Annotated in this window: 22 protein-coding genes; 12 read left to right on the top strand and 10 right to left on the bottom strand. The window is 71.2% G+C overall.

What is annotated here, in order from left to right; translation table 11 throughout:
• Window position 1: 1 nt before the first annotated feature.
• From AB0B98_RS22285 to AB0B98_RS22270, 4 genes are all read right to left on the bottom strand, one after another.
• Window positions 2-364, bottom strand: coding sequence for an SCP2 sterol-binding domain-containing protein (locus tag AB0B98_RS22285; RefSeq protein ID WP_357364955.1), 363 nt, complete (start codon window positions 362-364; stop codon window positions 2-4).
• A 78-nt stretch (window positions 365-442) separates the two neighbouring features.
• Entirely contained in the window at window positions 443-1,651 is a 1,209-nt protein-coding gene (locus AB0B98_RS22280) for a hypothetical protein (RefSeq protein WP_357364953.1), read from the bottom strand.
• Window positions 1,638-2,150 (bottom strand): sigma-70 family RNA polymerase sigma factor, encoded by a 513-nt coding sequence (locus AB0B98_RS22275; RefSeq protein ID WP_357364951.1) that lies wholly within the window; start codon window positions 2,148-2,150, stop codon window positions 1,638-1,640. The genes AB0B98_RS22280 and AB0B98_RS22275 overlap by 14 nt, the downstream gene beginning before the upstream one ends.
• A gap of 66 nt (window positions 2,151-2,216) precedes the next feature.
• Window positions 2,217-3,227: a carboxypeptidase-like regulatory domain-containing protein gene (locus AB0B98_RS22270; RefSeq protein WP_357364949.1), complete on the bottom strand. Its 1,011-nt coding sequence runs from the start codon at window positions 3,225-3,227 to the stop codon at window positions 2,217-2,219.
• A 160-nt stretch (window positions 3,228-3,387) separates the two neighbouring features.
• Between AB0B98_RS22270 and AB0B98_RS22265 the strand changes: the two genes are divergently transcribed.
• Complete coding sequence (locus AB0B98_RS22265; RefSeq protein WP_357364947.1) at window positions 3,388-4,473, top strand: carbohydrate kinase family protein; 1,086 nt, start codon at window positions 3,388-3,390, stop codon at window positions 4,471-4,473.
• 9 nt (window positions 4,474-4,482) lie between these two features.
• Window positions 4,483-7,974: an NB-ARC domain-containing protein gene (locus AB0B98_RS22260; RefSeq protein ID WP_357364945.1), complete on the top strand. Its 3,492-nt coding sequence runs from the start codon at window positions 4,483-4,485 to the stop codon at window positions 7,972-7,974.
• A gap of 12 nt (window positions 7,975-7,986) precedes the next feature.
• Here the strand turns inward: AB0B98_RS22260 and AB0B98_RS22255 are convergent, their stop codons facing one another.
• Complete coding sequence (locus AB0B98_RS22255; protein WP_357271551.1) at window positions 7,987-8,586, bottom strand: GTP cyclohydrolase I; 600 nt, start codon at window positions 8,584-8,586, stop codon at window positions 7,987-7,989.
• A gap of 13 nt (window positions 8,587-8,599) precedes the next feature.
• Window positions 8,600-9,034: an NUDIX domain-containing protein gene (locus tag AB0B98_RS22250; protein WP_357271554.1), complete on the bottom strand. Its 435-nt coding sequence runs from the start codon at window positions 9,032-9,034 to the stop codon at window positions 8,600-8,602.
• A gap of 313 nt (window positions 9,035-9,347) precedes the next feature.
• Between AB0B98_RS22250 and AB0B98_RS22245 the strand changes: the two genes are divergently transcribed.
• The 3 genes from AB0B98_RS22245 to AB0B98_RS22235 all read left to right on the top strand — a co-directional run bounded on the left by AB0B98_RS22245 (window position 9,348) and on the right by AB0B98_RS22235 (window position 12,385).
• Window positions 9,348-10,298: an SRPBCC family protein gene (locus tag AB0B98_RS22245; RefSeq protein WP_357364943.1), complete on the top strand. Its 951-nt coding sequence runs from the start codon at window positions 9,348-9,350 to the stop codon at window positions 10,296-10,298.
• A 29-nt stretch (window positions 10,299-10,327) separates the two neighbouring features.
• The gene (locus AB0B98_RS22240) at window positions 10,328-11,500 is read left to right on the top strand and encodes a zinc-dependent alcohol dehydrogenase (protein ID WP_357364941.1); all 1,173 of its coding nucleotides are present in this window, start codon (window positions 10,328-10,330) and stop codon (window positions 11,498-11,500) included.
• Window positions 11,501-11,809: 309 nt separating this feature from the next.
• A complete protein-coding gene (locus AB0B98_RS22235; protein WP_357364939.1) occupies window positions 11,810-12,385 on the top strand; it encodes a GNAT family protein in 576 nt (191 codons plus the stop codon).
• Window positions 12,386-12,388: 3 nt separating this feature from the next.
• Here the strand turns inward: AB0B98_RS22235 and AB0B98_RS22230 are convergent, their stop codons facing one another.
• Window positions 12,389-13,408: an LD-carboxypeptidase gene (locus AB0B98_RS22230; RefSeq protein ID WP_357364937.1), complete on the bottom strand. Its 1,020-nt coding sequence runs from the start codon at window positions 13,406-13,408 to the stop codon at window positions 12,389-12,391.
• A gap of 392 nt (window positions 13,409-13,800) precedes the next feature.
• Between AB0B98_RS22230 and AB0B98_RS22225 the strand changes: the two genes are divergently transcribed.
• Window positions 13,801-14,187 (top strand): DUF2267 domain-containing protein, encoded by a 387-nt coding sequence (locus AB0B98_RS22225; protein ID WP_238672124.1) that lies wholly within the window; start codon window positions 13,801-13,803, stop codon window positions 14,185-14,187.
• A 34-nt stretch (window positions 14,188-14,221) separates the two neighbouring features.
• Here the strand turns inward: AB0B98_RS22225 and AB0B98_RS22220 are convergent, their stop codons facing one another.
• Window positions 14,222-15,700 (bottom strand): glutamate--cysteine ligase, encoded by a 1,479-nt coding sequence (locus tag AB0B98_RS22220; RefSeq protein WP_238672125.1) that lies wholly within the window; start codon window positions 15,698-15,700, stop codon window positions 14,222-14,224.
• Window positions 15,701-15,853: 153 nt separating this feature from the next.
• On the opposite strand from AB0B98_RS22220, the gene AB0B98_RS22215 reads away from it, so the two are divergent.
• Window positions 15,854-16,192, top strand: coding sequence for a DUF3817 domain-containing protein (locus tag AB0B98_RS22215; RefSeq protein WP_112602008.1), 339 nt, complete (start codon window positions 15,854-15,856; stop codon window positions 16,190-16,192).
• A gap of 22 nt (window positions 16,193-16,214) precedes the next feature.
• Here AB0B98_RS22215 and AB0B98_RS22210 read toward each other — a convergent pair whose 3' ends face one another.
• Window positions 16,215-16,763, bottom strand: a complete 549-nt coding sequence (locus AB0B98_RS22210) for a hypothetical protein (RefSeq protein ID WP_357273836.1) — start codon at window positions 16,761-16,763, stop codon at window positions 16,215-16,217.
• 142 nt (window positions 16,764-16,905) lie between these two features.
• On the opposite strand from AB0B98_RS22210, the gene AB0B98_RS22205 reads away from it, so the two are divergent.
• The 3 genes from AB0B98_RS22205 to AB0B98_RS22195 are packed head-to-tail and all read left to right on the top strand — an operon-like array spanning window position 16,906 to window position 20,930.
• Window positions 16,906-18,030, top strand: a complete 1,125-nt coding sequence (locus tag AB0B98_RS22205) for a Vms1/Ankzf1 family peptidyl-tRNA hydrolase (protein ID WP_357364934.1) — start codon at window positions 16,906-16,908, stop codon at window positions 18,028-18,030.
• Window positions 18,031-18,046: 16 nt separating this feature from the next.
• Window positions 18,047-19,777 (top strand): thiamine pyrophosphate-binding protein, encoded by a 1,731-nt coding sequence (locus AB0B98_RS22200; RefSeq protein ID WP_357364932.1) that lies wholly within the window; start codon window positions 18,047-18,049, stop codon window positions 19,775-19,777.
• A 49-nt stretch (window positions 19,778-19,826) separates the two neighbouring features.
• Complete coding sequence (locus AB0B98_RS22195; RefSeq protein WP_357364931.1) at window positions 19,827-20,930, top strand: iron-containing redox enzyme family protein; 1,104 nt, start codon at window positions 19,827-19,829, stop codon at window positions 20,928-20,930.
• A gap of 120 nt (window positions 20,931-21,050) precedes the next feature.
• Here AB0B98_RS22195 and AB0B98_RS22190 read toward each other — a convergent pair whose 3' ends face one another.
• A complete protein-coding gene (locus tag AB0B98_RS22190; protein WP_357364929.1) occupies window positions 21,051-21,281 on the bottom strand; it encodes a CDGSH iron-sulfur domain-containing protein in 231 nt (76 codons plus the stop codon).
• A 145-nt stretch (window positions 21,282-21,426) separates the two neighbouring features.
• Here AB0B98_RS22190 and AB0B98_RS22185 point away from each other — a divergent pair, with 145 nt between their 5' ends.
• Together AB0B98_RS22185 and AB0B98_RS22180 are read left to right on the top strand one after the other, a co-directional pair.
• Window positions 21,427-22,869, top strand: a complete 1,443-nt coding sequence (locus tag AB0B98_RS22185; protein ID WP_357364928.1) for a hypothetical protein — start codon at window positions 21,427-21,429, stop codon at window positions 22,867-22,869.
• Window positions 22,870-23,091: 222 nt separating this feature from the next.
• Window positions 23,092-24,240 carry a SigB/SigF/SigG family RNA polymerase sigma factor gene (locus AB0B98_RS22180; protein WP_238672131.1) on the top strand — a complete coding sequence of 383 codons (1,149 nt, stop codon included), beginning with the start codon at window positions 23,092-23,094 and terminating at the stop codon, window positions 24,238-24,240.
• Window positions 24,241-24,348 lie beyond the last annotated feature (108 nt).

Genomic DNA, 24,348 nt, shown 5'->3' with positions numbered 1-24,348 from the left:
GTCACGTCCCACTGTCACGATCCTCGCGCTGAAGCGGCCCGGGCTCTCGCGGGAACAGCCGCCCGATGCGCAACGCCAGGGCGAGGTCACCGTCGACCATGATCTCGCCCCGGGTGATCGCCGCCAGCCCGTTCACCTCGCCCCGCGCCATCGCCTCAGCGAGCTGCGCGGACACCTGGATCACAGTGGTAGCGGGGGCACCGCTTCGGGTCACCCGCATCCGGCCATGATCGATCTCCAGCAGCCACTGCTCCAGGTTGTCGTCGTCGCGGATGTCGAATCGCACGCTGCCACAGACCTTGCTGAACCGTGGATCCTGGCCAGCGACCGTCAACCGCTCGAAGAAGGCGCTGGTCGCCGACATCCCACCTCCTCGGGCGCTGGTAAGAGCGGATGCCGGCTACCCGCTGCCGCGCACTCCTAACGCCGGGCGGCCCCCTGTTCAGGGTGCGAGCGAGAAGCGGGTCCAGGTGGTCGCGTCCGTGGTGACGAGGACGTGGTCCGGCTCGCCCGTCGACCCGTCGTCACGCCCGAAGAGCCACGCGTAGCCGGGCGCGACACTGACCGCACCGACGAGCCGGCCGTACTCCCGGGCGACAGTGAAGTGCCGCCCGTCGTCCCGGCTGACCAGCAGCCGTGCGCGACGGTCGGGTTCGGTGCCCGTACCGGGCGTGATCGCCAGCAGGGACCGGTCCGAGCCCACCGTGAGGTCGTAGTGCGCCTGCGCGGGCAGCTCGGCGCCGGTGTCCGTCCAGGTCTTCGCGCCGTTCGTGGTCCGCAGCAGCCGCATCCCGCCGCCCGCCGTCGACGGTTCGGTCAGCGCGTACCCGTTCCGGTCGTCGAGCCCGACGGCTGCGATCACGTCCCCGCCGTCGCCCACCTCCCAGGTGGTCCAGGTCGCGCCTCGGTCGGCGCTGCGCGCGACGGTTGATCCCTGGGCGCTCGACATCCGGTACGTGGCCCAGAGGCTGCCGTCCGCCGCCGGGTAGAGGCTGAACAGCGGACGCTGCGTGGGCGCCCTGGCGGTGAGGCGGTACACAGTTCCACTCGACGGGTCCACCGCCAGCGGCTCCGACACCGGCGCGCAGCCGAATCCGCAGAGGACCGGTCGGGCCGTCGCCGGAAACGTGGGTACGGCGACGATCGCGGAACCCGCGTCCCGCCAGGTGCGGCCGTAGTCAGTGGAGAGGTGGGGCAGCCCCGAGTCGGTGACCAGGTAGGACCGCTCACCGAGGACGGAGAAGTGAGTGCCGCTGCCCGGCGTCCCGGCCGCGGTGCCGGCCGCGCATCTGGTGCCCTCGAAGCGCGCCGCGTCCCAGTCCGACCAACTGCGGCCACCGTCGCCGGTGTACGAGAAGCGCAGGACGCAGCCGTCCTGCCGCACGTCGACTCCGGAGTCGGGCCCGGTCAGCGTGAAATCGCTGAACTGCGCACCTGACGGTGTCGGCGGGTCGGCCGGCGCGGCCCGGTCCGGCTCGACCACCAGCGGTACGACCGCCAGCCCGGCCAGTACGACCAGCGCGGTCGCCACCATCGCGACCGACCGGTGCCGACGGGACCGGGCGGTGCTGCGCAGCTCGTCGAGGGGCGGCGGTGACACGGCCTCGGTGACGGTGTCCACGTCGAATCCGGAAAACTCACGACCGGACATCGATCCTCCCGGTTTCCGTAGCGTCGGCGAGCAGCGCCGCCAGGGCCACCCTGCCCCGTGACAACCGGGACTTCACCGTCCCGGACGACACGCCCAGCGTGGCGGCGACCTCGTCCACCGGCAGGTCGACGAGGTAGTGCAGGGCCAGCGCGTGTCGCTGCCCCTCGGGTAGCACGCGCAGCGCGGCGAGCAGGGCGAGGTGCTCGGGGGAGTGGTCGGCGACGGCCGGCGGCGGGCCGATCCGGCGCAGCAGGCCGTCCAGCATCCGACGGCGGCGGTACCGGCTGCGGGCCCAGTTCACGGCGACCCGACGCAACCAGGCCTCCGGGTTCTCCAGCCCGGCGAACCGCCCTGGCGACACCAGCGCACGGGTGAACGCCTCCTGGACCGCCTCCTGCGCCTCGGTCAGGTCGCCGGTCACCGCGTACAGCTGGACCACCAGGCGTCGGAAACAGCTGGCGTAGAGCTCGGAGATCGGATCGCCGTCGGACACCGTCACCCCCCTTCTCCACCATTCCCACCAACGGGCCCGGGAGAAGGTTCCGGTGGCCGGCCAGAATTCGGGTCAGCCGAGGTCGAAGTCCACCACGACCGGCGCCCGCCCGACCCGCACCGGGGTCGCGGCGTCGAAGCCGGCGGCGTCGCGGTGCCAGACCGGCGGGGTGTACGCGCAGTCGCAGCGCAGCTTCACCCGCTGCCCGGGGAGCAGGCGCAGGGCGTAACCGCTGCCCACGTCCGCGACGCCGGCCAGGTCCCCGGTGGCCGGGTCGAACGCGATCACCTGGGCGTAGGTGAGCAGCTCGTCGACCCGTACCGCCCCGCTGAGCGGCGTCCCGGCGGGTAGCGCCTGATTCAGGGTCACCGTCTGGTGGCTGCGGACCCGCACCGGCCGCGCCTGCTGCCGACTGCCCACCCCACCGGACCACACCGTCGCCAGGCCGGCGGCGGCAAACTGCACGGGCCAGTGGTACGGGCCGAGCCCGGTGATCGTGTAGCGGCCGTCGTCGTCGGTGGTCGGGCCGTGGTCGCCGTACTTCGGATCCGGCACGTACGGCACCACCATGACCCGGGCGCGCGGAACCGGGGCGCCCGTCGCCGCGTCGGTCACCACTCCGACCACGGTGCCGGGCGGGTCGAGCCGGATGTCCGGCACGCCGGTCACCGCACCGGCGCGTACCTGGACCACCCGGGCCCGCTCACGCTCACCGGTGCCACCGTGCCGGCCCACCCACTGCCAGCCGTGCACCGTCGTGTCGTAGGGGCGCACCAGCAGCCGGTACCTCCCCGGGGCGACGTCCCCGGTCACCAGGACTCCCTGCTCGTCGGCGCAACCCCCGTACCGTCCGAGCTGGTCCTCGCCGAGCGTGACCGCCGCCAACGCCGCGGCGTCCACCGGGACGAGCGCGGCGCAGGCCCGGGGGACCGGTGCGCCGGTCGTCGCGTCGCGGACCACGGTGCGGACACCGCCGGGCGCGGGCGACCCGGGGGTACGCGCGGCAGCCGGCGCGGCGGCCTCCCCGACGAGCAGTACGACGGCGATGGTGGCGGTCAGCTGGCGCAGCAGAGCGCGGGTCATAGGGATGTCCTTCCGGCGGCGTGGCGGGTTGGGCCGACGATAACGGCATTCAACTGATCCAAAACGGTCAATGCCATTGTGTGGAACCACTGTCGGGTCTCTGACCGTTTCTCGCCATCCGGGCCACAGCGCCTAGAGTTCAGCAGATGGTGATCCGCCAATGCCGCCGGCCAATCCGGTAATGTCCTCGCCACTAATGGCCTCGCCACCCGAAGGAGTCGGGGTAGGTCAGCACATCGTCGGCCTGGCCCCGAGCATCGTCGACGTCGTGGCGAGGCTACCTGCCGACACGTGGCAGCACTGCCTCAGCCTCATCGGACGGAGACCTGGCGAATGGCGCCGCATCGACGCGGACGTCGCCCGAGCGCTTCTCACTGTGATAGTTGGCGCAGACGCCAGTCACGTCCTGCTGCACACCGAGACGGACCTGCCCTCGGACGTCGTCATCCGACCCGGCTCCACGGTAGCCAATGCGCTGTCGGTGATCCCACCCCGCGATGGTCTGCGGCGCACATTCGTGTCCACGGTGGGGGTTCGGGGCGACGCGTGGGATCCGTTGTCGCAGTTCTTCCGCGCCGCAATCGAGGCGATCGGGATCGCGCACCACGCCGTCCCCGTCGTCGGTGACAACCCGGTGGTCTTCGTGTTGAGCAGTCACGCCCAGGTGGATCGCACCCTGGCCATGTTTCCCGGAGTCGCCGACGAACTCGGCGACTTCGACCTGGGCGGGCTGGCTCCGACGCTCGTGCTGGCCGATGTCTACAACCTTGGTCCGCATCCATTCGGCCGGTACGTCGACCGGATGATCACCTCGAAGCGCCACGCCGTTCTTCTGTCGTTGGGAAACCACACCATCCTGACCGGCGGCGACCGGGCCCAGCAGGTGCGCCGCTATATCGACGACGGCTGTCTGGTCGGCCTGTGCGGCAACATTCAGGAGTACGAAGCCCTCTACCCGGACCTGGGCCCCGGCGATGATCGAATCCACCGCCTGCTGGACCGCGTCGCGGCCAGCGTCCCGTACGCGCTGGTGACCAGGGGCGCCGACGGCATGGTGGCCACCTGGGACGGGCATCGAACCGAGATGCCAGCCATCTCCCTGCCGATCGAGGAGATCGTCAACACCTCCGGCGCCGGTGACGCGGCGTGTGGGATGTTCGCCGCCGGAATCATCTCGGGCGATCTGCCTGCGTGGACCCTCCAGCAGGCGACGATCGCCGCCACGCAGGCACTGCGCAGGTTCTAGGAGATCCGCGTGCGGCTTGGTCTGTTCAGGGCAGCGCCCACGGGGCGACCCACCCCGCGTACCGGTCGGTCCTGGCTGACCCGACTGGGAACCAGCACAATCGCGTTCGCCCTGGCGGTTCTGTGCGTCGCGCTGCCGTTCTGGGCGCTGACCGACGGCAATCTCACCGACGCCGCCGGCTGGGCGAACATCCTGGCGTTGCCAGCGACGGTGGTTGGGCTCGTCCTGACGGTCGTCGGCCAACGTCAGACCAGACGGCTGCGAGATGACGAGCCGGCGCCTCCGCGTCGCCGACCATGGATGGCACCACCCCTCGACCGCATGATCGAGCGACCGGACGTGGGAACCGAGCTACTCCGCACCCTGACCGAGGCGAGACCGACCGAGGTGGCCCTGACGACCGAGTTGCAGGGTGCCGGCGGGTTCGGCAAGACCAGGCTCGCTACCTGGGTGTGCCATCGACCCGAGATCAACGAACGTTACCCCGGCGGCCTGCTGTGGACAGTCATTGGCCAGGAGGTCGAGGGAGCCGATCTGGCGGTACGTGTCAATGACCTGATCTTCGCGCTGACCGGCGAGCGGTCGACCCTGGCCGATCCGGAAGCCGCCGGTGCGGAACTCGGCAGGCTACTGGACGAACAGCCACCGATTCTGCTGATCGTCGACGACGTGTGGGACGACGCCCAGCTTCGGCCGTTCCGGTTCGGCGGACGCCGTACCACCCGCCTCGTCACCACCCGCGTACCCGACCTGCTGCCGGCCGGCGCAGTCCGCATCGTGGTGGATGCGATGTCTCTGCGGCAGGCCCGCACCCTGGTCGTCCACGGTGTGCCGAACGTGCCCACCGATCTCGCCGAGCGCCTCGCCACCCTCGCCGGACGCTGGCCGGTACTGCTGAACCTCATCAACGGTGTCCTGCGACGACGTGTGCGGCGCAAGCAGTCGCCGCCCGATGCGGCGCGTGACATCATCGACCAACTTCTTCGGGACGGGCCGGCAACCTTCGATCCGGCGCGCTCCGCCGATCGCAGCCAGGCGGTGAGCGCGACTGTCGGCGCGAGCCTTCGGATGCTCACGGCGGAGGACCAGCAGCGGTACCTCGACCTCGGCATGTTCCCGGAGGACGTCGAGATTCCCGTGTCCGTGCTGGAGGCCCTGTGGGACGGCAAACGGGTCCATCAGCTCTGCGAGGACCTGGTCGGGCTGGGGCTGGTCGCGGACTACCGGCTCGACGCGCCGGAGGCTCGCCTCGTCCTGCACGACATCATGCGGGCCTTCCTGCAAAGCAGACGCAGCGCGGGGGAGTGGTCGGTGGCCCACGGCCGCCTGGTCGACGCGGCCGCCCACGAACTGCATGCGGAGGAGGGGGTGACACCGTGGTGGCTACTGCCCGACGGCGCACGCTACCTCTGGCGCTACCTTCCCTACCATCTGCATCGCGCCGGCCGGACGGCCGATCTGTTGCGGGTCGTCACGGACCTGCGCTGGGTGGAGGAAAAGACCCGCCGCTTCGGCTCGGTGGCAGCCGTCCAGGCGGACCTTGACCTGACCGACCAACCTGTCGCCAAGCTGCTGGAGCGGCACCTCGGGCGCGCCGCGGCGCTGCTCGGACCGATCGAGCCGCCAGCCGCGCTGGGCGCCACGCTAGCCAGCAGACTCCACCAGGTCACCGGGCTTGAGGAACTGCTGGAGCCTTATCGGGCCGGACTAGCACGCCCCCGACTCGAGCCGGCATGGCCGCTGCCCGACGCGTTCGAGGACCAGTCGACGCAGACCGGCCACAGCGGCGGGGTCACCGGCTGCGTCTTCTCCTCCGACCAATCCCTACTGGTTACGGTCAGCGACGACGGGACCGTCCGGATCTGGCGGGTCGCCGACGGAAGTCAGCAGAACGTGCTCCTGGGACACGCGGGAGGGATCTGGGACTGCGCGTTCTCGCCGAACACCGCACTGCTCGCCACCGCGAGCACAGACCGGACGGTACGAGTCTGGAACGTGACCACCGGAGAGACGGTAGCGGTGCTTTACGGTCACACGGACTGGGTCCGTAGTTGCGCCTTCTCGCCGGACGGCACGCTATTGGCGAGCACGAGCGCCGACAAGACGGTACGGCTCTGGGGCGCCGCCGACTGGCGGCCGCTGGCCACGCTGCACGGACACACAGCCGAGGTACGTAACTGCGCCTTCAGCCCGGACGGACGCCTGCTGGCCTCTGCCAGCAACGACGGAACCGTGCGCGTCTGGCGGAGTGCCACCGGAACCACCGTCGCGGTACTGGCGCATCAGGGCGGTCCAGTCTGGGATTGTGCGTTCGCCCACGACGGGAGCCTCCTGGCCGCGGCTACAACTGGCCTCGTCCGGCTGTGGCGTACGTCGGACTGGCAGCAGGCCGCGGTCCTGCATGGGCGCGGTGACGAGATCGACAGCTGCGCGTTCTCCCCAGACGACGCCCAGGTCGCCGGGACCAGTTACGGGATGGTCCAGGTGTGGCGTCCAGCCGTCGGCCCGGAACCGACGGTCCTTGGCGGGCACACCGGCGCGGTGTGGGCGTGTGCGTTCTCACCGGACGGCACGATGCTCGCGACGGCGAGCAACGACCAGACCGCACGGATTTGGCGTACGAGCGACAGGGCAACCCTGCGGGTGCTGGCTGGCGGGCCGAGCAAGGTAAACAGCTGCGCCTTCTCGCCAGATGGTCGCATCGTAGCGACGACGGACTACAGCGGCGCGGTGTTGCTGCGCGACGTCGAGACCGGGCACCGGACCGGGGTGTTGCGCGGTCACGACAGCCGAGCGATCAGTTGCGCGTTTTCGCCGGACGGTCGGCTGCTGGCGACGACAAGCAAGGGCGACGTGCGGCTCTGGAACGTCGGCGAAGGCAGCGAGTACGCAACGCTCACCGGTCACACCGATTGGGTTCGTAGTTGCATGTTCTCGCCGGACGGCACCCTGCTGGCCACGGCGAGCGCCGACCGGTCCGTCCGGCTGTGGTCCGCGCTGGATGCCCAGCCGCGCGCACGGTTCGACGACGCCGCGAGCGGCTTCCGTAGCTGCGCGTTCTCGCCGGACGGCTCCTGGATGGCGGCGGGGACGGCAGTGGGCGCGGTGCGGCTGTGGCGGCCGAGGGACGGCCGCACCGCGACCATCACGGGTCACACCGGCGGCGTTCACAGCTGTGCCTTCTCACCCGACGGCAGCCTCCTCGCGACGGTCAGCGGCGACCGGACGGTCCGACTCTGGCGGACCACCGACCACACGCTGTACGCCGCGCTGAGCGGTCACACGAGTTGGGCGGACCGGTGTGCGTTCTCGCCGGACGGCTCACTGCTGGCGACGGTGAGCAACGATCAGACCATCCGGCTCTGGGAGGTGAAGACCGGGACGTGCGTGTGCGCCCTGCGGGTTGGTGGTCCCCTCTCCTGGGTGGCGTGGCACCCGGACGGCATGCGGCTGTGCGCAGTGGGCGGGGTAGGCACCTATGTCCTGCGTTACCTCCCGTGAAAGGGCAACTGATCAGGAGCCGGTCTCCCAGGAACTGAAGCAGTGCTGATAGAACTCCCTCCTGATCTGCTCGTCGTCCCTGACGGCGCCCCACATCGCCGAAACAGTGGGAAAGTCGCTCTCGAGCCCGCCGCGCGAGATCACGCAGAAGTGCTTGCCGCGCAGCACAAGGCCCACTCCTCGAGGTGAGACACGGGCGATGAACTCATTGAGGAAGTCATTGCAGAGGCGCTCATCCATGGTGTAGCGGCAGGCGAAATTCCGAAACATTTTTACGATCTTCGAGTATCCGACGAAGTTGTCGCCCGGAACGTAACCGATCGTTGCCTTGAGCCATGCCGGCGCGTAGTGATGTTCGCAGGCGGAGTAGGCGGTGGCCTTGATCGTCACCAGCCCGACGTGGTTGGTCTCCGGCGCGGCGAAGAGGCGGACATTGTCCGCCTCGTATGCGGTTCGCGGTGCGGACAGCGCCGCCTCCTGCCACCGCGCGAAACGGCTGGCGGAGAATTCCAGAGCCTCCGGTGAATCTTCACCGAAGGCCTCCGCGATCAGCCGTTGCGCCTGCTCGAGCTTGGCTCGATCGACACCGGGACGAGTGTGCTCCACTCCCACCTCCGCATGTTGACTACAGGCGGCCTGCCTTCACCAGAGCAGGAATCACCTGCTTCGCCATGATCGAGCTGACCTCGAGACCCTGCCGCTCGTGATGCTGATCGATCCACGCGTACTCCCTGACCTCGTTGGCCGCAGTGGGCACGCCGACGACTGTCACGAGATAGGCGTGGATGACGATCGGCGTTCCTTCGAACACCGCCCGATCTTCGAACGAGCCTACGTACTCAAAGTAATCGATGTCAACGCAGAGTTCCTCGCGGACCTCCCGGAACAAAGTCTCACGCTGAGTTTCGCCTTCTTCCATGCGGCCGCCCGGCATGTAGTACTCCGCAGAGGGCTGATCCTTCTTTCGGACCACCAGAACCTTGCCGTCGCGCACGATGGCAGCGCCCACCTTCTGAATGCCGTCGAGGTTCGGGTCCCGCAGGCGGTCTTCCGGCTTCATAAATCCTCCTGTCGTCCAGATTGGCCCACCCGATCGGCGCCCCGGATCTGCTGATCCCGGCGCTTCGGAGAAATGCGAGGAATTTCCGGAGCGCATCGCGGTAGGTATGCGGATTGAGCCTACTGTCCTGGAAGCGGCAAAAGAAACACCTGCACTTCACGGCGCTCCGCCGCGTACTCCGCCACCGTGTGCCAACAGCGGACATTCTGCCGCGAACCATGCGCACATCTCACAGATGCGGCATAGCGTCTCGGTGACGGCACCGCCGCTCCGCCGGCCCGCCGTCGGCGACGCCCATCGGAAGGGACCGGACATGAGTCGTGTCGACACTGTGCTCCTGCCGGAGCTGGACCGGCCGGTGCCGGCGACGCTGCCGAGCGCGCTCGGCCTGCTGAGCCTGGCCCTGGGAGTGGGCGCGCTGGTCGCGCCCGGACCCGTCGCGCGACTGACCGGGGTGGACGACTCCCCGGCCGCGCGGTCCGTGCTTCCGGCCATCGGCCTACGGGAGTTGGGCAGCGCCGCCGGCCTGCTCAGCGGTCGTCGTCCGGCCAGCTGGGCCTGGAGCCGGGTGGCCGGCGACGCCATGGACCTCACAGTGCTCGGGCGGGCCCTCGCCGACCGCAGCGGCGAACGCCGCCGCCGAGTCGCGCTGACCACGCTCGCCATCGCCGGCATCACCGCTGTCGACGTGCTCGCCGCCGTACGCGTCGGGCGGGCTGGACGGGCCCGCGCCCGGCTGATCAGGATGCAGATCGCGGTGACTGTGAACCGGTCGCCCGCCGAGGCGTACCGGTTCTGGCGGGACATGGAGAACCTGCCCCGGTTCATGGCGCACCTGGAGTCCGTCCGCGCCGACGACCTGCGCCGTTCGCACTGGATCGCCAGTGGCCCGGCCGGGCACCGCGTCGAGTGGGACGCCGAGATCATCGACGACCAGCCGAACAAGTCAATCACCTGGCGGTCGCTGCCGGGGACCCGAGTGCCCAACGCCGGCCGGGTCCGGTTCGTGCCCGCGCCCGGCGACCGGGGGACCGAGGTGCGGGTGGAGCTGCGCTACGCGCCACCGGCCGGCGGGCTCGGCCGAGCGGTGGCGAAGCTCTTCGGCGAGGAACCCGAGCAGCAGGTCCGTGACGACCTGCGCCGTTTCAAGCAGGTGCTGGAGACCGGCGAGGTCGTCCGCTCCGAGGGCAGTCCCAACGGCATCTCCGTACGCCAACAGGCCATGCAGCGACCCGCCCAGCCGCTGCCGGCGTCCCGCCGCTGACCGCCCGAGCTCTCCGAAAGGGACCGAGAATGAAGGCCACCGCCTGGATGGGCGCCGACAGCGTCAAGGTCATCGACGTACCCGACCCGAAGATCATGAACTCCCGGGACGCGATCGTCCGGATCAGCACCACCGCGATCTGCGGCTCCGACCTGCACCTCTACCACGGCTACATCCCCGCGATGCGCAAGGGCGACATCCTCGGCCACGAGTTCATGGGCGAGGTGGTGGAGGTGGGCCCGCAGGTCCGCAACCTCGCCCCCGGCGACCGGGTGGTGGTGCCCTTCCCGATCGCCTGCGGGCACTGCTCGTCCTGCCAGCGTGGCCTCTACTCGGTCTGCGAGAACTCCAACCCGAACGCCGGCATCGCCGAGAAGATCATGGGGCACTCGCCGGCCGGTATCTTCGGCTATTCGCACCTGCTCGGCGGCTACGCCGGTGGCCAGGCCGAGTACGCCCGGGTGCCGTTCGCCGACGTCGGTCCGGTCAAGGTGCCCGACGAGATCAGCGACGACCAGGCGGTGATGCTGGCCGACGTGTTCCCGACCGGCTACATGGGCGCCGAGATGTGCGACATCAAACCCGGGCAGGTGATCGCCGTCTGGGGGGCCGGGCCGGTCGGGCTGCTCGCTGCGGCCAGCGCCCGGCTGCTCGGCGCGGAGCGGGTGATCGTCATCGACCGGTTCCCGTACCGGCTGCGGCTGGCCGAGGAGCACATCGACGCCGAGACGATCAACTACGAGGAAACCGACGTGCTGGACGCCCTCAACGAGATGACCGCCGGCCGGGGCCCCGACGCGTGCATCGACGCGGTGGGCATGGAGGGCCACCACGGCAACGCCGCCATGTACGCCTACGACCGGGCCAAGCAGGCCGCGCGGGTGGAGACGGAACGACCGTTCGCGCTGCGACAGGCGATCCTCGCCTGCCGCTCCGGCGGGGTGGTCTCGGTCGTCGGCGCGTACGGCGGCTTCGTCGACAAGTTCCCGATGGGCGCGTTCATGAACCGCTCGCTGGTCATGCGGACCGGTCAGTGCCACGTCCAGCGCTACACCCGGCCGCTACTGGAGCGCATCCAGCGCGGCGAGATCGACCCGAGCTTCATCGTCAGCCACCGGATGCCGCTGCGGGACGCGCCGAAGGGCTACAAGATCTTCCAGAAGAAGCAGGACGACTGTACGAAGGTGCTGCTCAAGGTCTGACCGGCGGCGAGGTCTGCCGGCGGAGAAGTTCTTCGCGCGCTGCCTTTGGAGCTGATGTCGCAAACGATTCAGCCCGGCTGGTTTGGCTGCCTCTGCCAGAGAGTCCGGCGGCTGGGCTGGGCTGGTCCGGGTGGGCTGGGGTGGGCTGGGCTGGGCTGGGGCAGGCTGGGGCTGGGGCGGGCTCGGGGTGATGTCGTCAACGATTCAACTCCAAAGGAGCCGACCAGAGCCTCGGCTACCAACGCCGGTCGCTCTGTGCGCACACGCCGCCGAACCCAGCTTCGGCTCTGCGCAAGCTAGCGTGGCGCCATGGAGAGTGGCGGTATCTCGGTGGCTGTCTCGGTCGATCTCACTGTCCGGCTACGGCCGGTTGCCGAGCCCGACCTGGCGATGTTCCGGCAGTTCTGCACGGAGCCGGGCCTGATCGGTTTGGACTGGGCCGGCTTCCGGGACGCCGGGGCGCCGGCGCGGCGGTTCGCCGTCGACGGCTACCTCGGCGAGGACGACGGACGGCTCGTCGTGGAGGTCGAGCAGAAGCAGGCCGCCGCCGGCATCGTCAGCTACACCGCTGGGCGTTACGCCGGCCGAGCGTCGTACTGGGAGATCGGCATCGCCCTGCTGCCGCAGTGGCGGGGGAGGGGCATTGGCTGGCGCGCCCAGGCGTTGCTCTGCGACTACCTCTTCCACCACAGCCCTGCCCAGCGCATCCAGGCCGGTACGCACCCGGAGAACGTCGCCGAGCAACGGGCGCTGGAAAAGGCCGGCTTCCAGCTTGAGGGCGTCGTGCGGGCCAGCGAGTTTCGGGCTGGCCAGTGGCGCGACGGCTACCTGTACAGCCGGCTGCGCGACGACCCGTCACCCTGGGACCCGACGCCGCAGGCCTGAGCGCTAGCGCGGGCGGACCCCCGGCTCCACGGTCAGGGTCCCCGCCGCGGCGTCGATCGTCGCGCGCGAGCCCAACGGAACGGTGAGCTGCCCGTTGCCATGCCCCAGCCGTAGCCCACCCAGGACCGGCACGCCCAGGTCGTACAGGCGGTCCTTGAGCACCGATGCCGCGTCCCACTCGCCCGGCTCACCGACACTGTTGGTGATCTGGCCGATGACTACACCGGCGACCCTGCGCAGCACGCCCACCCGGCGCAGCTCGGTCAGCATGCTGTCGATGCTGTACGGAGCCTCGTCCACGTCCTCGAAGAAGAGGATCGCGCCGTCGAACTTCGGGGAGTCCTCCGCGCCGAGCGAGGTGGAGATCAACGTCAGGCAACCGCCGAGCAGAGGCCCCGAAGCCCGCCCCGGCACCACCACGGAAGCGGCTGTCTCGGCCGGGTCCCGGGAGATCGTGACCGGTGCTGTGGTCATCACCGCGGTGCGCAGCGCCTCGGCCGAGTCGGGGCCGGTGCGGTCGTCACTCCAGTTGACCATGGGGCCGTAGAAGGTGACCAGGCCCGTCTCGCGCCAGAGCTTGCCGTGGATGCTGGTGATGTCGCTGAAACCGACGACCACCCGGGGGTCCCTGCGCAGAACAGACACGTCGATCTGGTCGACGATCCGCTGCGTGCCGTAACCACCGCGGGCGGCGAAGACGGCCCGGACGCCCGGGTCGGTGAGGGCGGCGTTCAGGTCGGCCAGCCGCTGCGCGTCGGTGCCGGCCAGGTAGCCGTACCTGGTGAAGACGTGCCTGCCCAGCTCGACCTCCAGGCCCCAGCTCCGCAGGATCTCGATGCCGCGAGTCATGTTCGTGGGGTCGGGCGTGCTGCCGGGCGAGACCACCCGGACCCGGTCACCGGGTGCCAGCGCCGGCGCCCGCAGGACGCGCTTCGGGCCAGCCGGCGCGGCCTGCGCGGACGTTGCCTCCGCCGAGCCGACGAGCACCGCGCCACCGGCCGCCGCCGCTCCCATCCGCAGCATGTGTCGACGGGACAGGGGAACCCGCGTGGGCTCCTGGATCGCGGCTGGGTCTGTTCCAGAAGTGGCCATCGGCGTGCGTCCCCTCATCGTGATCAGACGATGTGTGCGAGCTGCCAAAGCCTACGACGGACTTCGATCGCCATGGGGGTCCACAAAGGACAGTATCCGTCGGCGCGGACGCGCGGTGGCCCTGTGTCAGCGGGCGAGCCTCCGACCCGACTCAGCCGGCGACCCGAGTGACGTGACTGGCATGTTTTGTGCGGCCCCGCCCGCCGATGGCGGGGAGTCCGGATTCGCGCGTGACCCCGTTTGCCGCCAGGGAGCCGGGGAACTCGCCCCGTTCGTCCGCAGGCAGGCCTGCCGGCATGCCGACGAGACCGAAGGAGCGGGGCATGGAGTACGAGCAGATGATCGCCACGGTACGACAGCGCGCGGGCCTCGGTGAGAACGAGGCCGTGCGGTCCATACAGGCCGTCCTGTCGGTGCTCGGTGAACGGCTCGCCGGGCAGGAGGCAGACAACCTGGCGGCACAGCTACCGGAGCGGCTGAACGGATCCGTCACCCGCAACCCGCAGGGCCGCCGGTGGGACGTCGGCGAGTTCCTGAAGAACGTCGGCGACCGCGAACAGGTCGCGAACGCGGACCAGGTGCGTCAACACGCCCAGGCGGTGTTGCGTACCGTCGCCGAGGCGCTGAACGACGACGAGCGACACGACCTGCTGGCCCAGCTCCCCGGCGGCATCACCGATCTCTTCGGTGTTCCCACCCCGCGAGGCTGAGCCCCGCGCCGATCGGGCTACCCATCCGGTGTGCTCACGGGATCGGCCACTCGTGCACCGGCCGGTTGCTGTGCATCAGGTCGACGTAGTGTCGGACCACCTCGCGCAGCGCCTCCGGCCGGTCCAGGTGGTCGGCCGACTCCAACCGGTGCAGCGTCTCCACCTGCCAGGTCGCGCCGTTGCGGCCCGTCAGGCAGCGCTGCTCGATGATGCCGAGCAACCGGTCACGCTCGGCCGGGTCGAGCCCCCACCGGTCCAGGCCGTGATGCGCCATCGGCAGCAACCGGCGCAACACCAGCTCGGTGACGGGCAGGTAACCGAGACCGGGCCAGAAGACCTGCGCGTCGACGCCGTGCCGGGCGCAGCTGGTGAAGTTTTCCTCTGCGGCGCTGAACGACATCTGCGACCACAGTGGCCGGTCCGACTCGGCGAGGGCGCGCACCAACCCGAAGTAGAAGGCGCCGTTGGCGATGGTGTCCAGCACTGTCGGGCCGGCGGGCAGCACCCGATTTTCCACACGCAGGTGCGGCCGGCCCCGTGACACGTCGTACACCGGGCGGTTCCACCGGTAGACGGTGCCGTTGTGCAGGCGCAACTCGGCCAGATTGGGCACTTCACCGGCCGCGAGGGCCTGCGCCGGGTCCTCCGGGTCGCAGACCGGCAGTAGCGCCGGGAAGTAGCGCACGTTCTCCTCGAACAGGTCGAACACGCTGGTGATCCAGCGTTCGCCGAACCAGACCCGGGGGCGTACCCCCTGGGCTTTTATCTCCTCCGACCGGGTGTCGGTGGCCTGCTGGAACAGCGGAATGCGGGTTTCGCGCCACAACTCCCGGCCGAAGAACAACGGCGAGTTCGCGCCGACCGCGACCTGGACGCCGGCCACCGCCTGGGCGGCGTTCCAGTAGTCGGCGAACTGGGCCGGGCTGACCTGGAGATGGAACTGGGTGCTGGTGCAGGCCGCCTCCGGGGTGATCGTGTCGGCGGTGACCGCCAGACGTTCCACCCCGCTGATGGCGATCGGCAGGTCCTCGCCGCGGGCCGCGAAGATCTGCTCGTTGAGCAGCTTGTAGCGGGGGTTGGCCGACAGCGTCTCGGCGGTCAGGTGCTCGGGGCGCAGCGTCGGCAGGATCCCGATCATGACCATGTGCGCGCCGATCGCCCGGGCCTTCACCTCGGCGGCGTTGAGGCTGGCCCGCACGTACTCCTCGAAGTCGGCGGTGCCGGTGCCGGTCAGCCGGCGCGGCGGCACGTTGATCTCGACGTTGAACTGGCCCAGCTCGGTCTGGAAACTCTCATCGGCGATCGCCGCCAGCACGTCGGCGTTGCGCATCGCCGGATTCGACGCCTCGTCGACAAGGTTCAGCTCGATCTCCACGCCGGTCATCGGCCGGTCGAGGTCGAAGCGGGACTCGCGCAGCATCTCGGCGAAGACATCCAGGCAGCGGCGGACCTTGTCGCGGTAGCGGGCCCGATCCTCTCGACTGAAGGTTCGTACGCCGACGTCCTCGCCCATGGTCACCACCCCGTCACCGCTGGTCCCCCTAACCTCGCACGTGATCGGCGGGCGGGGGAAGACCCGAGGACCCTTTCCTACCCAACTGCCCGCCCTGTTAGCCCAGTCAGACGGGACCGATAGCATTGCGGCCCGAGAGGTGGTGGCGTGCGGATGCGCGAGAAGGTGACCCGGCTGTTCGTCGCGGCGGCGATCGCCGAGGCCTGCTCCTGGCTGGCCCTGCTGGTCGGCATGCTGGTCAAGTACGGTCCGCCCGACAACGAGCTGGGCGTCAAGATCTTCGGGCCGATCCACGGCGGGCTGTTCGTCGCCTATGTCCTGCTGGTGCTGGCCGTGGCCCGGCTGCACCGGTGGAGCCTGCTGGCCACGGCGGTGGCCCTGGCCAGCGCGGTGCCGCCGTTCGCCACATTGGCCTTCGAGCGCTGGGCCCGCCGCCGGGGCATGCTCGGCGTCGACCGGCAGCCGGCCCGCGAGCCCGCCCCGGTCGGCTGAAGCGCCGACCCGCCCGGGTCGATCAGGTCAGCGCGGAGCAGGCCGCGATGCCGGCCAGCAGCAGCGTGCCCAAAAACGCCTGCAACAGCAGTGGCGGCCCGAGATGCGACCAGAGCGTCGCCGTACGCGGGGTCAACAGCTGCCCGGTGGTGAGGTTGACGATCCGCTCGATCCGGGGCGGCAGCTCCGGGTCGCGTTGCGGGCGCAGGGTGAGCTGCACCTGGTCTGCCGGGTGCAGGGCGCTCTGTGGCAGGTGCCCGTGCAGCTCCACCTCACAGAGCTGACCGGCGGTGTTGCGTAGCCGCACCGGGGTGACCAGGTATTCCGGACCCTGCTTCAGCTCCTTCCAGCGACGGCGGGTGCCGCCGCCGCCGAACGAGAAGAGCGAGCGCAGCAGCAGGGCGGGCAGCCGGGCGAAGGCCGCCGCGGCGAGCACTGCCACCAGCACCGGCTGACCGATGCGTACCTCACGGGTGTAGCCGTCGAGCAGGCGGATCAGCCGCCCGGTGACGATTCGTTCCGTCGGGTGCACGATCCGTCGGGTGTCGAGTCCGCTGTCCATTTCCACCACCGAGAGTCCGCTTGTGTTCACAGATCGTATCGACGTCCTCGGTTGAACGACGTGAATGAAACCTGGTCACGGGCTCACGGCCGCGAGGTGACATCCCCCGCGACCCGGGTAAGCGAGGGGTCGAGCTGGAAAGGGGTCGAGCATGCAGCTGTCCTTCCTGCGCCCGCTCTACGACCGTCTCGGGCCGTGGTGCTCGGTGTATCTGGACGCCTCCGCGGACACGGAGGACGCCAAACCCGCCCTGGACCTGCGGTGGCGTGCCCTGGAACGCAGCCTGGCCGAACAGGGGGCGGACGAGGCGGACATCGCCGCGCTGGACCGGGTGGTCCGAGGTCATGATCCGATGGTCGGGGACTACGGCCTGGCGCTCTTCGCCAGTCACGGCCAGGTGGTGCTCTCCGAGTACCTGTCCGCGCCGCCACTGCGGGACCTGGCCAACGTCGGCCCGTTGCCGCACGTGATGCCGCTGCTCGCCCAGCGCGGCGAGCAGGTGGCCTGGGTACGTGTGGTCGCCGACCGTCTCGGCGCCGACGCGATGGCGGTCAGCGCCGGCGGGGTGCCCCGGCGTGCGCACGTCGCCGGCCGCGACGAGTACCCGCTGCGGCGCACGAAGCCCGGCGGCTGGTCCCAGTCGCGCTATCAGCGGGCGGCCATGGAGGCGTGGCACCAGAACGCCGGCGACGTCACAGCGGCGACAGTGCAGCTGGCCGACCGGGTCGGCGCGGACGTGGTGGTGGTCGCCGGTGACGTTCGGGCCACCGGGATGATTGCCGCCCAGATGCCGGAGCGCTGGCAGGACCAGGTGGTCCGTACCGATGCCGGGTCGCGGGCCGGCGGCGCCGACCAGACGATGCTGGACGACCTCACCGTGCAGACCATCGCGGAGATCGCCGACCAGCGGATCAGCGCCGCGCTGGACAAGTTCGGCGTGCAGGAGGACGTGGGCGGCGGCCTCGACGCTGTCGTCTCGGCCCTGCAACGCAACCAGGTCGACATGATGATCATCGTGGACGACCCGTCGGCGAACGGTGAATTGTGGATCGGGGCGGAACCCACCGAGATCGCCGTCGACCCGGGGCAGTTGGCCGCGATGTCGGTGGCCGACCCGCAGCGGGTACGCGCCGACGCGGCGCTGGTCCGAGCTCTCGTCGGCACCGACGCGGCCCTGACCGTGCTCGGCCCCGACGAGGCGCCCGACCTCGCCGACGGCGTAGGCGCGGTACTGCGCTACGTCGACCCCAGCACACCCGGGCGCGGCAATGGTTGACCGCACGGTCGCGGACGTGGTTGTGGAACGACTGCTGGCCTGGCGGGTGCCCCGCGCCTTCGGGTTCCCGGGCGAGGCGATCGCTCCACTGGTCGACGCGCTGGACCGCACCGGCGGCGAGCCGGCGTTCATCCCGGCCCGGCACGAGGAGACCGCCTCGTTCATGGCAACCGGGCACGCCAAGTTCACCGGCGGCATCGGGGTCTGCCTCGCCACCCAGGGGCCCAGCGCCGTCCAGCTGCTCAACGGCCTCTACGACGCCAAGCTGGACAGCAAGCCGGTGGTGGCCATCGTCGGGGAGGACATCTCCGGGCCGCTCGGCGGCGCGCACCAGGAGATCGGGCTGAGCCGGCTCTTCGGGGACGTGTGCAACCAGTTCGTCAGGTACGGCCGCAGCCCCGACGAGGTGGGGGCGCTGCTGGACCAGGCGTTCCGGACGGCGGCGGCGACCCGCAGCCCGACGTGCGTGGTGCTGCCCCGACAGTTGCAGGAGGCGCTGGTGCCCGACCTGCAGTCGTACGGCGCCGGGGTGATCACGGCGACCCCCGGCGAGCCGCTGGCCCGGGTCCTGCCGCACGAGGTGGACCTGGACGCCGCCGCGCAGCTGCTCAGCGGCGGCCAGCGGACCGCGATCCTGGTGGGCCAGGGTGGTCGGGACGCGGCCGCCGAGATCATCGAGATCGCCGACCGGCTGGGGGCCGGGGTGGCCACCTCGCTGCTCGGCAAGCCGGTGCTCGACGAGCGGTTGCCGTTCCACACCGGGGTGCTCGGCGAGGTCGGCACCCCGGCGGCGGCCGAGCTGATGGGTGGTTGCGACACGCTGCTGATGATCGGCACCAACGACCCGTGGACCGACTACTTCCCGATGCCCGAGCAGGCGCGCACTGTGCAGATCGACATCGACGGCCGACGCATCGGCACCCGCTACCCGGCCGACGTCCCGCTGGTCGGCGATGCCGCCGAGACGCTGCGGGCGCTGCTGAGCCGGTTGCGTGGCCGGTCCGAACAGCAGTGGCGTGCCACAGTCGAGAGCTCGGTGGACCGCTGGCGGGAGGTCGCCGCCGAGCGGGCTGCCGCCGCCGCGGACCCGGTCAACCCGCAGCTCGTCCTGCAGGAGTTGTCCGCCCGGATGCCCGGCACCGGCGCGGTCGCTGTCGACGTCGGGTCGGTCCTCTACTGGTACGCCCGGCACCTGACCCTGCCGCCGGGGGTCAACGCGCAGCTGTGCGGCACCCTCGGCTCGATGGGCTGCGCGCTGCCGTACGCGGTGGCGGCCAAGCTCGCCGCCCCCGACCAGCCGGTGGTCGCACTGGTCGGAGACGGGGCGATGCAGCTCAACGGGCTCGCCGAACTGATCACCGTCTCGCATCTCTGGCAGCAGTGGCGCGACCCGCGGCTGGTGGTGCTGGTGCTCAACAACCGGGACCAGAACGGCATGGGTGGTGGGCGACAACCGTCGTCCGACCCGACCCACCGCCGCCCCGACGTGCCGTACGCCGGGTGGGCCCGGCTGCTGGGGCTGCACGGGGTGCGGGTGGACCGTCCGGAGCTGGTCGGCGCGGCCTGGGACGAGGCCCTCGCCGCGGACCGCCCCTGCGTACTGGAGGCGGTCGTCGACCCGGCGGTGTCGCTGGCGCCGCCGGAGCCCGCCTTCGCCGACCTGCGCGGCCTGTACGCCGAGGGCGCTCCGGCCCGGAAGGTCCGCGAGCAGGTGGAGGTCAGCGCTAACGCCGACGACTTCGTTTAGCCACCCCGGACCAGGGCATGAGTAGCGGCCCGACGACGCTGGAGGTCCCATGTCCGAGCCCGCCGACCGCCGCTACGGTCCCGCGACCCTGCCGACGGCACGGGGTCCGCTCTCCGCAGCGGTCGTGGAGGCTCTGCGGCACCCGCCGCACGACCTGCCGGTCGATCTCGGCGTCGACGTCTACCCGCCGGACCCGTTCACCGACGAGGACCTGCAGCTCACGCTGTTCCTCTGCTACGAGCTGCACTACCGGGGCTGGGCCGGGGTGGACGAGTCGTGGGAGTGGCAGCCGACGCTACTGGCGCTGCGTGCCCGCTGCGAACGGGTCTTCGAGGCGGCGCTGCGCCGGCTGGTCGGTGTGCCGTCGGTGCCCGCCGCCGGGGTGGCGGCCGGCCTGGCCGAGCTGGTCGCGGCCGACGACGGTCCGGCGCTGGCGGCGACGCTGCAACGCCGCGCCGACCTCACCCAGTTCCGCGAGTTCGCCGCCCACCGCTCCGTCTACCACCTGCGGGAGGCGGACCCGCACAGCTGGGCGCTGCCCCGCCTCGGTGGCCCGGCCAAGGCAGCTCTCGTGGAGATCCAGACCGACGAGTACGGCAACGGGCGGCTGGACCGGATGCACGCCGAGCTGTTCCGGGGCACCCTCGACCGGCTGGGCCTGGACACCGGCTACGGGGCCCACATCGACGTGGCGCCGGCGGTGACGTTGGCGACCAACAACCTGATGTCGCTGTTCGGGCTGCACCGACGGTTGCGCGGCGCGCTGCTCGGGCACCTGGCGGCGTTCGAGATGACCTCCTCGCTGCCCAACCGTCGCTACGGCAACGGGTTACGCCGGCTCGGTTTCGACGAGGTGGCCACCCGCTTCTACGACGAGCACGTCGAGGCCGACGCGGTGCACGAGCAGATCGCCGCGCACGACATGTGCGGCGGCCTGGTCCGCGTCGAGCCGGCCCTCGCCTCCGATGTGCTCTTCGGTGCGGCGGCCGGGCTCGCTGTGGACCGGCTGTTCGCCGCGCACCTGCTGGACAGCTGGGCCGCCGGCCGCAGCTCGCTGCGCCCGCCGGCCCCGCCGACCGTGCCGCCGACCGTCTCGCTCGCCGTGGCCGCGTGCGCCGCGGTTGCCCCGCCGGTTCGGACCGTCGTCGTCTGACGGCCGCGACGGGCCTCTCGTCCCCGCTCCTTCGTCACGAGGCGTGGCGAAGGAGCGGGATCAGCCCTCGCGGGATCAGCCCTCGCGGGATCAGCCCTCGCGGGATCAGCCCTCGCGGGATCAGCCCTCGCGGGAGGTGCCCGCGCGGAAGTTGGTCGCCTTGTGGGTGCCGTCGCAGAACGGCTTGAGCGCCGACTTGCCGCACCGGCACAACGCCACGGTGCCCCGCCGCGCGTCGATGCGCTCGCCGTCCGGGGTGACCAACGCGAAGTCGCCACGGACCAGCAGCGGTCCGTCCTCGTACGGGGTGATCGTGGCTGCGGCTGGCTCGCTGGTGTCGTCGGTGCGCATGGCCCCGGAAGTGCCCGTCCTGGCCCTGGCGAAACCCGAGCCGCCGAACGCCGGTGATGACCGGGGCACCCCGCTGACCAGCAGAATGTGCCGCCGGGTGGGTGATGCCCCGTTTGAACCCCATCGGGACGGGAAGCCGGGCCGCGTGGTGAGCGAACGAGGCAAGGTGGGGCCGGTGCACAAGGTGCACAAGGGGCTCACGGCCGATGGCGCCGGTCTCGCCGGCGACCGGGTCGTGGCCGTGGGCAGCTCCGCCCGGGTGCTGGTCGCCGCCACCGCCCGGGCACTGCGCGGAGTCGACTGCGCCGACCTCGGGCAGACCGGGCCGACGTCGCGGTTCCCCGGCGCCCCCGAGCCGGTACGCCGTGCCGCGGTCACCCGCGCCGCCGGCCGGGTCGCGCTCACCGTGGCCCAGACCGACGAGGTGGACGCCGCCCGGGTGGCCCGCTGGTTCGTCGACCAGTACCCCCGTCGGCGCTACCCCGGGGTGCTGATCGGCTCTCCGCACGGCGCGGCCGCTCACCTCGCGGTGGCCCTCGGCGTGCCGTGGCTACCGGCGGGCTTCGAGATGACGGTGCACTGGTCCGACGGCGGGGTGGACCGCCCGGCGGACGCCGCGGAGCATGGCGCCGCACTCGCCACCCGGTTGCTCGCCGGCAACGCCGACCTGCACCTGCGCCAGGTGCACTGCCCGGCGAGCCGTGGCGCGCTGACCGGGGCGACGGTCTCGCTGACCGCCGCGTGGAGGGCCCTACCGGCCGCGTACACGCGGTTCCTGGCCGACCGGCTGGTGCCGGGTGCCCCAGTGCTGCTGGTCAGCGACGCTCGCACCTGGCCGGTGCTGGAGCGCGGAGCGGCGCACAGCTTCCAGGTCGGTTGCCCGGGAAGCGGGCTGGACCCGGTCGACTTCCACCCCGACAGCCACGCGTTGCGGCAGGTGCTGCGCTCCGTCGGCGGCGACGCGACCCGGTGGGAGCCGCCGGAGGTGTCAGTGCCGTCGGCGTACGCCGAGCACGGCGTCGACTCGGGCTTCGAGCTGGCCGCGCGGGACTGGTCCACCCGGCACCAGCACCCCCTGCACCGGGTGCTGGTGCCCCGGCCGTCGGCGCTGAGCGCGGGCGTGGCCGACCTGTACCGGCGATGGCTGCGGCGCGCCGGCAAGACCGGTGACCGGTTGGTGGTGGAGTGCGGTCGACTGCTCGACCCGTGGCAGGTGGTGCGGGCGGGGCTGGTGCCGTACTGGTGTGAGAACGCCACCCGACGCAGCGTCGACGAGGCCGAGTGGTGGCTGGCCGGCAGCGAGGCGTTCAGCTCGGTGGACGTGTTGCCCGAGCCGCCCGGGGTGCGCTCACCCGCGCTGGCCGGGCTGCCGCAGTGGCTGGCCGTCGCCGGGTTCGGTCGGCGGCGTCGGGCGTTGGACCGCACCACCGCGCGGGGTTACCCGGTGACCTCGGTGCCCACCCGCCGGGCCACCGAGGTGCTGCGCGCCCAGCCGTACGACCTGCCCGCGCCGCCCCCGCTGGCTGTCGCCGAGGCCCTCGCGGTGCTCCGCGACAGCGGCGGCCACCAGGGGTTGTTGGTCTCCTGAGACGGAGGACGCCGAAACATCCTCGCGAACCCGGGGTCCCGTGATTGAGTACCTACGGAGCGGGAACATCGCTGGCTGCGACGGCCTAATTGCGCTGCGTAGAGGCGGTGTCGCCCGCTGGCATCCCAGTCACTGACCCACTTTCCGGCCCGGTGCGTGGCTCGACCACGCGCACGACCGGTTTCCCGATCCGGGCGGGGGACCTTCCTGAGGGAGGCGCGGATGTTCGGACAGACGAGCACGACCACGACCACGACCCCACCACCACCCAACGACCGAGGGCTGGAGGATCTCGACGCGGCGGCGATGGCGTACGCGGCCCGGATCGCCGGGCTGCCGCCGGAGCGGCGCGGGGAGGCCCGGGACGACCTGGTGCGCTTCGCGCTGCCGTTCGCCGGTCGGCTGGCCCGCCGGTACCGGGGGCGGGGGGAGCCGCTGGAGGACCTGGAGCAGGTGGCCCGACTGGGGCTGGTCAACGCCGTCGACCGCTATGACCCGGAACGGGGCTCGTTCACCGCCTACGCCGCCATCACCATCGTTGGCGAGATCAAACGGCACTTCCGGGACCGAACCTGGGGCGTGCACGTGCCCCGTCGGCTCCGGGACCTGATCCTCGAGGTGGGGCAGGCCACCGCCGCGCTCACCAGCGAGCTGTCCCGAGCCCCGTCGGTGGCCGAGCTGTCCGCCCGGCTGGAGACCCCGGAGGAGGAGATCCTCGCCGCCCTGGAGTCGGCAGCCGGCTACAGCCCGGCCTCGCTGAACGCGCCGGTGGGTGGGGAGAGCTCCGCCGAGTTCGGGGACCTTGTCGGCGAATCCGACAATGCGCTGGAGTCCGTCGACGACCGGGTGACGGTGAGCGGCCTGCTGCACCGACTGCCCTGGCGTGAGCGACGGATCCTCGCGATGCGCTTCTACGGCAACCAGACCCAGGCGGAGATCGCCGCCCGGTTCGGCATCTCGCAGATGCACGTGTCCCGGCTGCTGTCGCGGGCGCTCACCTGGCTGCGCCAGGCGATGCTCGCCGACGCGCCGCCGCCGTGGCAGAACGGCGCCGCCGAACCCGACCCGGGCAAGACCCGGATCTCGGTCAAGCAGGACGGCGACTCGGTGGTGGTCGAGGTCGGCGGCGAGATCGACCGCGACGGCGCGGACCAGCTGCGCCGGGCCATGCTGGAGGCGGTCACCGGCCAGCCCAGTGAGGTGGTCGTCGACCTGGTCGGCGCGGGTGGCTTCGACGCCGGTGGGATCGCCGCGCTGATGGCCGGCCGGGACGCGGCGGAGCGGACCGGGGTGCCGCTGCGGCTGACCCGGGTCCAACCCGCGGTACGCCGCTCGCTCACCGCCGCCGGCCTGTCGCCGGCCCGGGACTGACGCACACACTGACAAGCGAAGGGCCGACACCCCGCGGGGTGTCGGCCCGTCAGGGCGTACCCCAGGTCAGTGCTCATCGGGGGTGCGGGCGCTGGGTGGGTGCCGCCA

It is taken from the genome of Micromonospora sp. NPDC048947 (assembly GCF_040649495.1).
GTDB lineage: Bacteria > Actinomycetota > Actinomycetes > Mycobacteriales > Micromonosporaceae > Micromonospora > Micromonospora alfalfae.
Note: the sequence above shows the minus strand (reverse complement) of the source record. Positions and strands in the feature narration are given on the sequence as shown.

Excerpts from the sequence above, each read along its gene's own strand:
- AB0B98_RS22270 (WP_357364949.1), bottom strand. The coding sequence starts at position 3,227 with ATGACCCGCGCTCTGCTGCGCCAGCTGACCGCCACCATCGCCGTCGTA.
- AB0B98_RS22285 (WP_357364955.1), bottom strand. The coding sequence starts at position 364 with ATGTCGGCGACCAGCGCCTTCTTCGAGCGGTTGACGGTCGCTGGCCAG.
- AB0B98_RS22190 (WP_357364929.1), bottom strand. The coding sequence starts at position 21,281 with ATGCGCACCGACGACACCAGCGAGCCAGCCGCAGCCACGATCACCCCG.
- AB0B98_RS22195 (WP_357364931.1), top strand. The coding sequence starts at position 19,827 with ATGTCCGAGCCCGCCGACCGCCGCTACGGTCCCGCGACCCTGCCGACG.
- AB0B98_RS22220 (WP_238672125.1), bottom strand. The coding sequence starts at position 15,700 with ATGGGCGAGGACGTCGGCGTACGAACCTTCAGTCGAGAGGATCGGGCC.
- AB0B98_RS22245 (WP_357364943.1), top strand. The coding sequence starts at position 9,348 with ATGAGTCGTGTCGACACTGTGCTCCTGCCGGAGCTGGACCGGCCGGTG.
- AB0B98_RS22225 (WP_238672124.1), top strand. The coding sequence starts at position 13,801 with ATGGAGTACGAGCAGATGATCGCCACGGTACGACAGCGCGCGGGCCTC.
- AB0B98_RS22215 (WP_112602008.1), top strand. The coding sequence starts at position 15,854 with ATGCGCGAGAAGGTGACCCGGCTGTTCGTCGCGGCGGCGATCGCCGAG.
- AB0B98_RS22235 (WP_357364939.1), top strand. The coding sequence starts at position 11,810 with ATGGAGAGTGGCGGTATCTCGGTGGCTGTCTCGGTCGATCTCACTGTC.
- AB0B98_RS22230 (WP_357364937.1), bottom strand. The coding sequence starts at position 13,408 with ATGCTGCGGATGGGAGCGGCGGCGGCCGGTGGCGCGGTGCTCGTCGGC.
- AB0B98_RS22205 (WP_357364934.1), top strand. The coding sequence starts at position 16,906 with ATGCAGCTGTCCTTCCTGCGCCCGCTCTACGACCGTCTCGGGCCGTGG.
- AB0B98_RS22180 (WP_238672131.1), top strand. The coding sequence starts at position 23,092 with ATGTTCGGACAGACGAGCACGACCACGACCACGACCCCACCACCACCC.
- AB0B98_RS22250 (WP_357271554.1), bottom strand. The coding sequence starts at position 9,034 with ATGAAGCCGGAAGACCGCCTGCGGGACCCGAACCTCGACGGCATTCAG.
- AB0B98_RS22280 (WP_357364953.1), bottom strand. The coding sequence starts at position 1,651 with ATGTCCGGTCGTGAGTTTTCCGGATTCGACGTGGACACCGTCACCGAG.
- AB0B98_RS22265 (WP_357364947.1), top strand. The coding sequence starts at position 3,388 with ATGCCGCCGGCCAATCCGGTAATGTCCTCGCCACTAATGGCCTCGCCA.
- AB0B98_RS22240 (WP_357364941.1), top strand. The coding sequence starts at position 10,328 with ATGAAGGCCACCGCCTGGATGGGCGCCGACAGCGTCAAGGTCATCGAC.